This is a genomic window from Ruegeria sp., assembly GCF_028066395.1.
Lineage (GTDB): Bacteria > Pseudomonadota > Alphaproteobacteria > Rhodobacterales > Rhodobacteraceae > Ruegeria.
Genome location: NZ_JALCBM010000009.1, coordinates 23,363 through 35,648, shown reverse-complemented (window position 1 = coordinate 35,648; position 12,286 = coordinate 23,363). Strand labels below are relative to the sequence as shown.

The 12,286-nt window shown below is 60.9% G+C and carries 9 protein-coding genes; 4 read left to right on the top strand and 5 right to left on the bottom strand.

What is annotated here, in order from left to right; translation table 11 throughout:
- Positions 1–431 (bottom strand): STAS domain-containing protein (locus tag MPJ51_RS04960; protein ID WP_298382748.1); only part of this gene is annotated, 431 nt, incomplete at its 3' end.
- A 278-nt stretch (positions 432–709) separates the two neighbouring features.
- Here MPJ51_RS04960 and aspT point away from each other — a divergent pair.
- The 4 genes from aspT to MPJ51_RS04940 are packed head-to-tail and all read left to right on the top strand — an operon-like array spanning position 710 to position 6,691.
- Positions 710–2,395: an aspartate-alanine antiporter gene (aspT, locus tag MPJ51_RS04955; RefSeq protein ID WP_298382628.1), complete on the top strand. Its 1,686-nt coding sequence runs from the start codon at positions 710–712 to the stop codon at positions 2,393–2,395.
- Between the two features lie 19 nt (positions 2,396–2,414).
- Complete coding sequence (locus tag MPJ51_RS04950; RefSeq protein WP_298382625.1) at positions 2,415–4,031, top strand: bifunctional aspartate transaminase/aspartate 4-decarboxylase; 1,617 nt, start codon at positions 2,415–2,417, stop codon at positions 4,029–4,031.
- A 54-nt stretch (positions 4,032–4,085) separates the two neighbouring features.
- Positions 4,086–5,987 carry a PAS-domain containing protein gene (locus tag MPJ51_RS04945; RefSeq protein ID WP_298382623.1) on the top strand — a complete coding sequence of 634 codons (1,902 nt, stop codon included), beginning with the start codon at positions 4,086–4,088 and terminating at the stop codon, positions 5,985–5,987.
- On the top strand, positions 5,987–6,691 hold the full coding sequence (locus MPJ51_RS04940; RefSeq protein ID WP_298382620.1) for a response regulator transcription factor: 705 nt from the start codon (positions 5,987–5,989) through the stop codon (positions 6,689–6,691). Before MPJ51_RS04945 ends, MPJ51_RS04940 begins: the two co-directional genes overlap by 1 nt.
- 46 nt (positions 6,692–6,737) lie before the next feature.
- Here the strand turns inward: MPJ51_RS04940 and MPJ51_RS04935 are convergent, their stop codons facing one another.
- The 4 genes from MPJ51_RS04935 to MPJ51_RS04920 form a co-directional block, all read right to left on the bottom strand.
- The gene (locus MPJ51_RS04935; RefSeq protein ID WP_298382617.1) at positions 6,738–8,048 is read right to left on the bottom strand and encodes an HlyD family type I secretion periplasmic adaptor subunit; all 1,311 of its coding nucleotides are present in this window, start codon (positions 8,046–8,048) and stop codon (positions 6,738–6,740) included.
- Positions 8,032–10,158, bottom strand: coding sequence for a type I secretion system permease/ATPase (locus MPJ51_RS04930; RefSeq protein WP_298382614.1), 2,127 nt, complete (start codon positions 10,156–10,158; stop codon positions 8,032–8,034). Before MPJ51_RS04930 ends, MPJ51_RS04935 begins: the two co-directional genes overlap by 17 nt.
- On the bottom strand, positions 10,155–11,399 hold the full coding sequence (locus MPJ51_RS04925) for a TolC family protein (RefSeq protein WP_298382611.1): 1,245 nt from the start codon (positions 11,397–11,399) through the stop codon (positions 10,155–10,157). Before MPJ51_RS04925 ends, MPJ51_RS04930 begins: the two co-directional genes overlap by 4 nt.
- An 85-nt stretch (positions 11,400–11,484) precedes the next feature.
- Positions 11,485–12,285 carry a SapC family protein gene (locus MPJ51_RS04920; RefSeq protein ID WP_298382607.1) on the bottom strand — a complete coding sequence of 267 codons (801 nt, stop codon included), beginning with the start codon at positions 12,283–12,285 and terminating at the stop codon, positions 11,485–11,487.
- Position 12,286: the final 1 nt, after the last annotated feature.

Here is a 12,286-nt window from a genome sequence, read left to right as displayed (position 1 = left end):
CGCACCAGCCGGTGCAGCGTCAGGCCCAGAAATTCGAGGATCGACAGCGTGTCCTTCCAACCGCCCGCCATCCGCGCGCCCAGATGCGCGACCCAATTGACGAAGCCGCCGGGCGGCTCTGGATCACTCACCTCCTTGGGAACGTTGCGCGCGACCGTGTCAATCAGCGTGGCATAGGCGGGCTGTGCGCCCGTGATCTGCACAGTTGCTCCGCCTGCGGTCAGGCGGTTCTGCAGGTCGGAAATCAACCACGCACCGCCCGTATCCAGTGCCTGAACCTGCGACAGGTCCAACTCGACCGGGCCGGTCGCGGGTTTGACCGATCTGAACCCATCCTCGACCAATTCCAGCGATTGCGTCAGCAAATCGCCGGCAATGCGGATGCAAATGCCGGTTGCATTGCTGTCCGAGGTTATGGTTGGTCGCGTCATGGCCGTATGTGACGGGAAACGCCCCGGGGCTGCAACGGGTTTGTTCCGGCGGCCCGGAAATTTTGCCGACAGGATGCGCAGTTGTGACAGTTCTGGCGCGCCGCCGCCACCGAAGCATATTCCGAAAAATCTAGACAAACGAGATACTAACGGTATCGTGACCTTCAAGTTTTCTAGTTTTGATTGAGCGACGCCGGACACAAGGCCGGGCCCTTGGGGCACCCACCTGACTCTGATCTGTCCGGTCGGTTGCACCCATGTGTTTGAAGGGGAAGTTCATGATCGACTGGCTTGTGAATATTCTGCAAACCTACCCGGAACTGGCGGTCTTTCTGTCCATCGGCATCGGATTTCTGGTCGGCCCGTGGAAGCTGATGGGGTTCAGCCTGGGCACCGTCACCGCCACCTTACTGGCAGCAGTGGTGATCGGGCAGGCGCATATCGAGATCGACTCGGCCGTCAAATCGACCTTTTTCATCCTGTTCATCTTCGCCGTGGGCTACGGCGTCGGCCCGCAATTCATGCGCGGCCTCAAGGTCGATGGCGCGCGCGAGGTGTTCTTTGCCCTCAGTGTCCTCGCCCTGTGTCTGATCATCCCGGTCGTCGCGGCCAAGGTGGCGGGGCTGGAACTGGGCTATGCCGCCGGTCTTTATGCGGGCTCGCAGACGATTTCAGCCGCTATCGGCGTGGCGACGGACCAGATCGGCCAGCTAGGGCTCTCGGCGGAGCAAGCCAAGTCCTATGCCAACCAGATTCCCGTCGCCTATGCGGTGACCTATATTTACGGCACCATCGGCTCGGCCATCATTCTAGCCAAGATCGGCCCGCGCCTGATCGGTGTCGATCTGGTGGCCGCCTGCAGGGAATACGAGGCCAAGCTGGGCGGTGGCGCCGACATGGAAACCGGCGACGGCATCGTCTCGGCCTATCGCGCGATTGAAGCGCGCGCTTTCGAAATCCCCGAGGGCAGTGATCTGCTGGGCCAGCCGGTCAAGGACCTGATGCCGGGCGTGCGCATCTATGCCGAACGGCTGCGGCGGGGCGATCAGGTTATCGAGGTCGATGACAACATGGTGCTTGAGGCCGGGGATATCGTCATGTTCTCGGGCCGTCGCGCCGATCTGGTCGGGCTGCTGGAAACCAGCCTGAAAGAGGCCGACGCGCCGGACCTGCTGTCGATCCCGTCCGAAAAGCTGGATGTGCTGATCACCAGCAAGGACGTACATGGCAAGACGCTTGAGGAACTGGGAAGCATGTCCCTTGCCCGTGGTGTCTATGTCTCAAAGCTGACGCGGAACATGCTGGACCTGCCGCTGCTGCCGGGCACGGCGGTGCATCGCGGCGATATCTTGACCATCCAGGGCAGCAAACGCCATGTGGAGGCTGCGATTGCCCAGATCGGCTATGCCGACCGCCCGGTGGATACCACCGATCTGGCCTTTGTGGGCTGGGGTATCTTCATCGGCGGCGTGATCGGAACACTGGCGATCATGATGGGCGGCTTTCCCATCAGCCTGTCCACCACCGGCGGCGCGCTGCTGGCCGGGTTGGTGCTGGGCTGGCTGCGCACGGTACACCCGACCTTTGGGCGTATTCCCGGCCCGGCGCTGTGGCTGATGAACACGCTGGGCCTGAACGTCTTTATCGCCGTGATCGGAATCACCGCCGGGCCGGGCTTTGTCGCCGGGCTGCAACAGGCGGGCATCGCCCTGCTGTTATGGGGGATCGTCGCGACCTCATTGCCGATGATCTTTGCCGTCTATGTTGGCCATTACGTGTTCAAGTTCCATCCGGCCATCCTGTTTGGCGCCTGCGCCGGCGCGCGCACCACCACGGCGGCGCTGGGGATGATTCAAGAGGCCGCGCAAAGCCGCATTCCCGCCCTTGGCTATGGCATGCCCTACGCCATCGGTAACACGCTGCTGACCATCTTTGGCATGGTCGTGGTTTTGATCCTCAGTTGATTTCAGAAAGGTTTGATCCATGGATAGAGTGAAGCTGCACGACTACGAAGCGCTCAGCCCGTTTCAGATCAAGGATGAGTTGATCCAGCTGGCCTCGGCCGAGGCGCGCAAGACCAACAGCGCCTTTCTGAACGCCGGGCGCGGCAATCCCAACTGGGTCGCCACCCGCCCGCGCGAGGCGTTCTTTGCCCTAGGCCAGTTTGCGATCACCGAATCCCGGCGTGTCATGAACCACCCCGCCGGTCTGGGCGGCATGCCCGCGATGCAAGGCTGCCACGCCCGTTTGCTGGAATGGGCGGCCGAGAATTCGGATATGCCCGGTGTCGATACGCTGATCGACGTGGTCGGGCATGCCATTTCAGCCTTCGACTTTGACGCCGACGCATTCGTGCACGAACTGACGGATTCCATCATCGGTGACAATTATCCGGTGCCCGACCGCATCCTGAAACACAACGCCGCCATTGCCCATGAATACCTGATGTGGGCCATGTGCGCCGGTCACCGCCCAGACGCCACATTCGATCTGTTCGCGGTCGAGGGCGGCACGGCTGCAATGTGCTATATCTTCAAGACGCTCAAGGCCAACCGGCTGCTGAACCCGGGTGACACCATCGCGCTGTGCACGCCGATCTTCACCCCCTATCTGGAGATGCCCGAGCTGGAGGATTACAGCCTCGAATCCGTCCATGTGGAAACTGACGAGGAAGATGGGTTCCAACTGACCGACGCGGCGGTCGAAAAGCTGAAGGACCCGAAGGTCAAAGCGTTCTTTCTGGTTAATCCGGGCAACCCGTCCTCGGTGGCGCTGAGCACAGCCTCGCTGCGCAAACTGGCCGATCTGGTGGAAAACCACCGGCCCGACCTGATCGTGCTGACCGATGATGTCTATGGCACGTTTGTGCATGATTTCACCTCGGTCATGGGGCATTTGCCGCGCAACACGATCGGGGTGTATTCCTATTCGAAGTATTTCGGCTGCACCGGCTGGCGGCTGGGTATGATCGCCGTGGCGCAGGACAATATCTTTGACCTGAAACTGGCCGACCACCCGGAAGAAATCAAACAGGTGCTGGACAAACGCTATGGCACGCTCAGCCTGACGCCGCGTGATATCCGGTTCATCGACCGGCTGGTGGCCGACAGCCGCGATGTGGCGCTGAACCATACCGCCGGGTTGTCGCTACCACAGCAGGTGATGATGACGCTGTTCTCGCTCTGCGAATTGGCTGACACCAAAAAGGCCTATCAAACCGCCTGTATGGAACTGGTCCACCGCCGCTTCAAATTGCTGACCGAGGCGCTGGGGGTAAAGGTCGATGCAGGCGCGCAGTATGACGCCTATTACGGCATCATCGATTTCGAATTCTGGCTGCGCAAATATGTGGGCGAGGACGTGGTGGCCTGGATCAAACAGAATATCCACCCGCTGGATATCGCGTTCAAACTGGCCGAGGATTACGGCATCGTCCTGCTGAACGGCAGCGGGTTCGACGCCCCGGACTGGTCGGCGCGCGTATCCTTCGCCAACCTGCCGGATGAGGCCTATTCCCAGATCGGCACCGCCGTCCGCGCGGTCGCGCGCGGCTATGTGCAGGCCTATCGCGCATCGCAAAGCCAACCGCTGCACGGCTGAACCAACCCCCTACACCTGCGCCAAAACTGGTGCTACCCATAGGCGCAGGGGAGGATGGATTTGGACGTCAGCGAACAGCGCATCAAGGCGATGACCACAGCAGGGCTGAACCTGATCGGTCAGGCCCTGTCGATATACGACAATCAGCTGCGGCTGGTCCTGTGCAACCTGCGCTTCCAGGAAATGTTCGACCTGCCCGACGCACTGGTCCAGCCCGGCGCCCTGTTTCACGACACCATCCATTTTCTGGCCAGCCGGGGCGAATACGGTGCCGAGACCGACGTGGATACAATGGTGGCACAACGTGTCGAGCAGGCCCTTGCGTTCGAGCCGCATTATATAGAGCGGACCCGTCCGAACGGTCAGGTGATCTCAGTCGAAGGCGCGCCCTTGCCCACCGGCGGCTGGGTCGCAGTCTATACCGACATCACCCGCACCAAACAGGCCGAGGACCTGCTGCGCGCCCGGTCCGAGGAACTGTCGGGCCAGTTGCTGGACCGGGCCGAGGAGCTGTCGGCCACCAACCGCAAACTCGCCGCCACCATCACCGCGCTGGAAGAGGCCAAGCGCCAGCTGACCGAGATCGAAGCGCGCACCCGCATGACGACCGAGATGATGCCCGCCCATATCGCCCATCTGGACGCCGAGGCGCGGTATGACTACTCCAACCGCCGCCTCAGCGCGGTGATGCCCGGTCGTCCTTCGGATATTCTGGGCCTGCATATCTCTCAGGCGCTGGGGGCAGGGGCCTATGAGCGGGTCAAGCCGCATCTGGAACAGGCCTATTGCGGGCAACCTTCGGTTTTTGAATTCACCGAAGGTCAGGACCAGCGCCGCATCCGCGTGTCGTTCACGCCCGACGGAGCAGGGGGCGTCTATGTCATGTCGGTGGACATCACCGAAGAAACCCAGGCCCGCGTCGCCTTGCAACAGACCCGCCGCCGCGAGATGGCGGCCCAGATGACCAGCGGTCTGGCGCATGATTTTTCGAACCTGCTGACAATCATTCTGGGGATGCAGGCAAAGCTGGCGAAAATGGACCTGCCGGATCAGGCGGATACCCTGATCACCGCCACCCAACAGACCGCCCGGCGTGGCGGGCAATTGCTGAACCGTATCGCTGACATGACCGGGCACCGCACACCGCAACCGCAGGCCACCGACATGCGCGCGCTGCTGGAAGACCTTCGGACGTTGGCCTCACCGTCCTTGCCGCGCGGGATGGGACTATCGGTGGTTAACACCCTGCCGGACAAGCCGTTGATGCTGGACCCCGGCATGGTGCAGGATGCGTTGCTGAATCTGGTGCTGAACGCCCGCGATGCCTGCGGTGCCTCGGGACAGATCACCATCAGCGCCCATGCGATTGGGCAAATCTGGGCGGAAATCACCGTCTCGGACACTGGCCCAGGCTTCTCGGCCGAGGCTTTGGACAAGGCGCTGAACCCGTTCTTTACCACCAAGGGCAGCGATGGTTCCGGCCTCGGTCTGCCGATGGTCTATGACACAGTCAAACTGGCGGGTGGGGACCTGCAACTGCGCAACACACCATCGGGCGCCTCCGTTGTACTGCGGCTGCCGTACCGGCCCGCACCCCCCGCCCAATCCGGCCTTGTGCTATTGGTCGAGGATCAGGACGAGCTGCGCAGCCAGTTCCGCGACATGCTGGTCGATCTGGGCTGCGCGGTGATCGAGGCGACCTCGGTAGATGAGGCGCTGACCCTGACGGCAGATATTGGCGATATCGCCCTGATCCTGTCCGACATACGATTGCAGGGCGATGAAACGGGGTTGGACCTTATTCAGCAATTGGACGGCGCGATCCCTTGCATTCTGATGACATCGCTGCCCTATTCCGACCCGTTGCACCGCCGGGCTTTGGCCGTGGCACCTGTGCTGCGCAAACCCTTTACCCCCGCGCAACTGTCCGCGCTGATCAGAACCGAGGCCGCCTGATGACCCAACCGCTGGTGACCATTCTGGACGACGAACCCGAAATCCGGCGTATCCTGACCGACACGCTGGAAGAAGCCGGATTCCGCACCCAAAGCTTTGCCCGTGCGCGCGAATTTGAAGCCTCGCTGAAACGGGTCACGCCGGATGTTTGTCTGGTTGACCTGTCGCTGCCCGATACGGACGGGCTGGCGCTGGTCCATCGTTTGGCTTTGGAACAGGGCGCAGCGGTCATTATCATCTCGGGTCGGGCACAGGTGCAGGACCGGGTAACAGGGCTGGAGCTTGGGGCGGATGATTACATCACCAAACCGTTTGATCCGGCCGAGGTCGTGGCCCGCATCCGTGCCCGCCTGCGTGCCCCCCGAACGGGTGTTCAGGCCACCGATGTGGCCCGGTTCAACGGCTGGACTGCTCAGTTTGATCGCTATGTCCTGATCGACGCCGAAGGGGTGGAAACCCCGTTCAGTCATGCCGAAGGCGAAGTCCTGCGCCTGTTTCTGGAAAGCCCAAAGCGGCTGATCAGCCGCGCCCAGATGCAGGAAATGCTGGGTGGCGGTGCTGGCGACAGCTTTGATCGCGCGATGGATGTTCGGATTTCCCGTCTGCGCACCAAGCTTGGCGAAGACCCCAAAAACCCTCGCCTGATCAAAACGATATACGGCGCGGGGTACATTTTTCTGGGCGACGTCGAATGGCGGCAATGACCCGACAATCAGCCCCAAAGCAGCTGTCTCTTGGTTTCCGAGACCGTTACTCCCGCAACGCCTGATCCTTGATCTTCAGAACCGGCTGGATCAGATATTCCAGAACCGTTTTGCGTCCCGACAGGATATCAACTTCGGCGATCATGCCCGGAATGATTTCGACGGCAACACCACCGGCATCCAGCATGGTGTTTTCGGTGCGAATCTCGACCACGAACACCTCCTCGTCATTGCGTTCCGAGCGTGTGATCGTATTGGCCCCGATCCGAATGATCTCACCTTGCAAACCGCCATATCGGGCAAAATCATAAGCGGTGATCTTGACCTTGACCCGTTGCCCCGCATGCAGGAACCCGATGTCCTCTGGCCTGACATAGGCTTCGACCAACAGTGACTCGTCCAACGGAACAATCTCGATCAACTCCTCGCCGCTGCGCGCCAGCCCGCCGATGGTCGAGCGGTGAATGCGATTGACCACCCCCCGCATCGGTGTGCGCACTTGCGCACGCTCGGCCCGGTTGCGCAAGGCGGGCAGGGCGGGTTGCAGCGCGGCAAGTTCAGCCGTGACCACGGCCAGATCGGTCAGGGCAGCACTGCGGAACCGGCTGCGGGTGGATCTGATGCGATCGTCAACCTCATCCAGTCCTGACTGCAACCGCGTGATCACGGCTTCAGCCCGGACTTTGCGACCTTTCCATTCCGCCTCGCTGCGGCGCAGGGCCAACAAAGTCGTCGCCGGCTCCATCCGTTGTTTCACCAACGGCGCCATCATCGCACGTTCTTCGGCCAGAACCGCCAGAGTTTCGGTCGCCATGACCTGATCAACCAGACCTTCTTCATATTCCTGTTGCCGCTGTTGCCGCTGCCGTTCCAGTATGGCGATTTCGGCAGTCAATTCAGCCTGTCGCCCCTGATACAAGGCGGTTTCCGAGCGAACCACGTCCGGTGCGCCCTGGATCAATCTGGCTTCGAAGGTCAGGTCCATATCGTCGATCTCTGCCTGCAACCGCTGGGCTTGGGCCATCAGACCATAGGCACGCTGCTGTTCCTGACTCAATTCGCTGTCGATCTGCGTGGCGTCGAACTCCATCAGCAACGCGTCCGCGTCCACCACCTGTCCTTCGCGCACATGCAGCGCCTGAAGGATGCCCGGTTCGGTCGCCTCGATCAGTTGGATATCACCGGACGGCACGATACGCCCGTCGGCGCGCACCACGTCATCCAGCTCGGTCAGATGCGCCCATACCCCAGCCACCGCAAGGCACGCTAATATCACCAGCAGCAACAGCGAACCACGCAGCGGAGCACGCCCCCGCATCTCTCGCACCAATGACTCCAGATCAGGATGCCGCGACATTCAGATGCCTCCGGGGTTTGGTGACGTGCTGGGTCAGAATGCTCTTTGGTCCATCCGCACCGACCTTGCCATCCTCGATCACAATGACGCGGTCGACCAGCTCCAACAGGCTGGTGCGGTGGGTCACGATCACCAGCGTAGTGTCATTGGTTGCTTCTTTCAGCCGCGCGATGACTTCGCTTTCATTCTTCACATCCATCGCGCTGGTCGGTTCGTCCAGCAACAGAACCGGAGGGTGCCCGATCAACGCCCGCGCCAGGGTGATGGCCTGTCGCTGACCGCCGGACAACCCTTCGCCCCGCTCAGCCAGTTGCATGTCATATCCACTGGGGTGACGGTTCACGAACCCATCCACCCCTGCGATGCGGCCCGCACGGATCAAATCCTCATCCCGGGGCCGAACTGCCCCTGCCGTTATATTATCCCGCACCGACCCCGAGAACAGCCAGACATCCTGCAATACCGAACCGATATTGCGCCGCAAATCCCCCGGATCAATCTGCCGGATATCCAGCCCGTCCAACATTACCGAACCGACCCGAGGCTGATAGAGCCCCAGCAGCAACCGTGCCACCGTGCTTTTGCCCGAGCCGATGCGCCCCAGGATCGCCACCTTTTCCCCCGGTGCAATGGAAAACGAGACCCCTTTCAGCGCATCGTCAACCTGATCGGGATAGGCAAAATAAACGTTGTTGAAAGTGATCCCACCGTCAATTCGGGGCCGGTTGATCCATGTACGGCCTTCGGGGCGTTCACTTTCAGCCCGCATCAGATTGTTCAGGTTCCGATAGGCGCTGCGGGCCTGATTGAGGCGCGTAAGTGTCTGGGCCAATTGCCCCAGCGGGGCCAGCGCCCGACCCGTCAGCATGACTGAGGCGACAAGCGCGCCCATGCTGGTCTGTCCCTCGGCAATCAGAAAAACACCGTAAAATACGATCAGAACCTGCGCCGCCTGCTGGGTGAAGCCGGTCAGGTTCAGCGCGAACTGAGTGATGGCCCGGCTGCGCATGCCGTGATCCGATTGCCGTTCGATAGCGCCTTCCCAACGGTTGCGCATCTGACGCCCGGCGGCGGTGGTCTTGATGGTTTCCAGACCCGTCACAGCCTCAACCAAAACCGACTGTTTTGACTGACCGTCGGCAAAGCTCTGCTCGGCCAAGCGCGACAGCAGCGGCTGTATGGCGATGCCGGTCAACAACACAACCGGAACAGCCAACGCCGGGATCAGGGCCAGTGGTCCGCCAATCATGTAGATCGTGAAGACAAACAGACCGATGAAGGGCAGATCAACCACCGCCACCAGTGTGGCCGAGGTGAAAAATTCGCGCAGTGTCTCGAATTCACGCACCGTGCTGGCCATAGCACCGGTTGATCCGGTGCGAGAGGTCATGCGGATGTTCAGCAACTGATCAAAGACCCTGCGCCCCATGAACATGTCGGCATTTTGCCCGGCGCGATCAATGAAACCTGCGCGCAAGATCTTGAGAATGAAATCAAAAATCAATGCCAAACCCACGCCGGTGGTGAGCGCGATCAGGGATTCGGTCGCCTCATTGGGCAAAACCCGGTCATAGACGATCATGATGAAGACCGAGGTAGACAGCCCCAGAACATTCGCCAGCGCCGCCGCCAGCGCGACCTGCGTGTAAGACCAGCGGTTGGCGGCCAGCGCAGACCAGAACCAATGGCGCGACGGGCGGCTGGTCTCGGCTGCGCCAGTCTCCTGATGCTCACGGCGAAACAGCAAGGCATAGCCGCTGTAACTGTCGCGCAACTGGTTTTCACTCAACTCTCCGATGCCGCCGCCGATCGCCGGATCGTGGATCAGCAGGTCTCCGGTGGGCGAGCGCCCGTGATAGACAACCGCCCTGTTCCCCTCCAACAGCAGGATGGCGGGTGCCAAGGCCGGATCGAATGCCTTCAGCTTTCGCGCACCAAACCCGGCCTGAAGTCCCACCCGATTTGCCGCTGCAATCGCATCACGTACGGTCAGGGCCCCATCCGTACCCGATTGCACCGCATGAAGTGTTGCAACGGTCAGGGGACGTTCCAATGTCGAGGCGACATGCAGCACGCAGGCCTCAAGATCGGACAGGGGCAGGTCGATCATTGCAGGCCACTCCATTGCCTGAGCGTAATGCCAAAGAGGTCGAGAATGTCGCCCGTCAGGCTCAGCGCCGCGTAGTTCGTCAGGAAGAAATTCTGTTTCGCCAGGATCAGACGTTCCTGAGCGTTCACATAGTCCCGCTGCGCGTCCAGAATTTCGATCAGACTGCGGCGTCCAATCGTGAACTGGGCCCGGGCAGCCGCCACACTATCCGCGTTTGCCCGTACGGCAACCTGTGCATCTCGCAATCGTTCCGCACCAACCTTTTGATCCGAACGAATGAACTCCAGCTCACGCCCGATTTCACGACGCAGGGTTTCGCGGGCGGCCTCTGCTTCCGTGACGCGGGCGGCAGCGGCAGCAATCGCTGCGCGACGCTGCCCGGTGCTATCCAATTCATAGTTTACGGACAGATCGACACCAAAATTGGCATCCCGAGTGTCGTCCTGATTGGCAAAGGCAGCGACACGAATATCCGGCTGACGCCGCGCCTGTGCGGCGGCCCACTCTGCCTTGGCTGCCATCAAACGGGCGTCCGCGCGGCGAATTTGCGGGCTATCCAACACAACCTGCGCATCAGAACGGTTCAAATCCGGCGCGGCGACCGGCGGCGTCAGTGCGCCCGGAGCAGATCCGAATACCTCGCGAAACCGGGCCTCGGCCTGATCCACACGGGCGCGCGCCTCGGCAAATCTGGTGCGGGCATCAGCGACCCGGGACCGCGCCGTCAATACGTCGGCATTCGAGCCCAGACCGCCGGAGACACGGTCCGAAATCTGTTGCTCGATCTCTTTGTGAACCTCGACATTCAGGCCCATGATCTTCGCGATTTCACGGTGATCCAGGACCAAGACATAGGTTTCGATGGCTGCCAAAGCTGTTGCCGCCGCGGTTTGAATCTGATCTCCCCGACTTTCCAGAACCCGTGCGCGGGCGGCTGTCAGGTCGCCAATTGCAGCCCCGCCGTCATAGACCAGTTGAGACACGCGCAAATAGGGTGAAACATCCGCGATATCTGAATCGATCCGTTCCGAACGCGCATTTACGCCCAAGGAGACCTGCGGCAGAAATGCTCCTTTTGCGGCATCCTGCTCGGCCCGTGCGATATCCATTCTGGTGTCGCTTTGCGCCAGATTGGGGCTGCTTTCAACCGCAGCCCGCACCCGTTTGCCAAACGGGCTTTGGGTAACCGGTTTTGAAGCTCGGGCTGCCCCGGCGCCTGTACTGCCCTCTGCAAAAGACATCTCGACAACCGCCAAATCCGGCGGTTGCGTGCAGGCCGAGGCAAGCAGAAGTCCCGCTAGGACACCTAAAACGCGGTGCGCACAATCAAACTGCATGGGCGGCCTCCCATTCGATATGCGGGTTCGCCGCATCCGTTGCCAGAGCTGTTATGAAGCCGCTCAGATCCTCACTATTTGCAGATGTCGTCGTGATCTGTTGCCGCGCCCGGGACAGCCAACCGCAATGAGATAGGGAAACCTGATGCGCATGGATCATTTGCAACGCGCCAGAGTTGAGAAGAAGCGTCATTTGGGCCTGGGACAGGCGCTCAAGACGTTTCCCGCTGACGCCCATCAGACCATCAGGCAGCCGATGCCCTTCATGCCGGTCAAGCGGCGTGAGCAGACCCATCTTTTCCAGTAGGGTGCAGAGTTTTTGCGTCTCGGCCAAGGCAAACTGACGGGCCTGGAAAAAGCTAAGGATGTCGCGCAACTCAGGTGCCAGATCACCGGTCTCGGCAAAAAATGCCTGGTCGTGCCTGTTTGTGGTTACTAGACCAGATGCCTCATCCACACAGAGGCGGGACGAACCGACCGCGTCCTTTACGGGTTCGGCGCAAAAGGGATGGCACCGCAAAGCTGAAGGGACATAGCCCGCCAACCACTGACCGCCTGCCGAGACGACAGGAGTATCCGCCTCCTCATCCATTGAAAGAAGCGCGACCGGTAGAACCCCTTCCTCCTGCTGACGGAACGCAATTGGAAGCGCCGCGGCGGCGGGTAGGATTTCGGCTGCTACAAGAATGCTTTCACGCAATCCGCGGGCGAAGCTATACGAAGTGAACGGACGCCAGTAACGATCTTTGTGCCGACTGATACTGACGGGGAAAAGGCCATTCTGTGCCATA

Excerpts from the sequence above, each read along its gene's own strand:
- MPJ51_RS04940 (WP_298382620.1), top strand. The coding sequence starts at position 5,987 with ATGACCCAACCGCTGGTGACCATTCTGGACGACGAACCCGAAATCCGG.
- aspT (WP_298382628.1), top strand. The coding sequence starts at position 710 with ATGATCGACTGGCTTGTGAATATTCTGCAAACCTACCCGGAACTGGCG.
- MPJ51_RS04920 (WP_298382607.1), bottom strand. The coding sequence starts at position 12,285 with ATGGCACAGAATGGCCTTTTCCCCGTCAGTATCAGTCGGCACAAAGAT.
- MPJ51_RS04945 (WP_298382623.1), top strand. The coding sequence starts at position 4,086 with ATGGATTTGGACGTCAGCGAACAGCGCATCAAGGCGATGACCACAGCA.
- MPJ51_RS04950 (WP_298382625.1), top strand. The coding sequence starts at position 2,415 with ATGGATAGAGTGAAGCTGCACGACTACGAAGCGCTCAGCCCGTTTCAG.
- MPJ51_RS04930 (WP_298382614.1), bottom strand. The coding sequence starts at position 10,158 with ATGATCGACCTGCCCCTGTCCGATCTTGAGGCCTGCGTGCTGCATGTC.
- MPJ51_RS04925 (WP_298382611.1), bottom strand. The coding sequence starts at position 11,399 with ATGTCTTTTGCAGAGGGCAGTACAGGCGCCGGGGCAGCCCGAGCTTCA.
- MPJ51_RS04935 (WP_298382617.1), bottom strand. The coding sequence starts at position 8,048 with ATGTCGCGGCATCCTGATCTGGAGTCATTGGTGCGAGAGATGCGGGGG.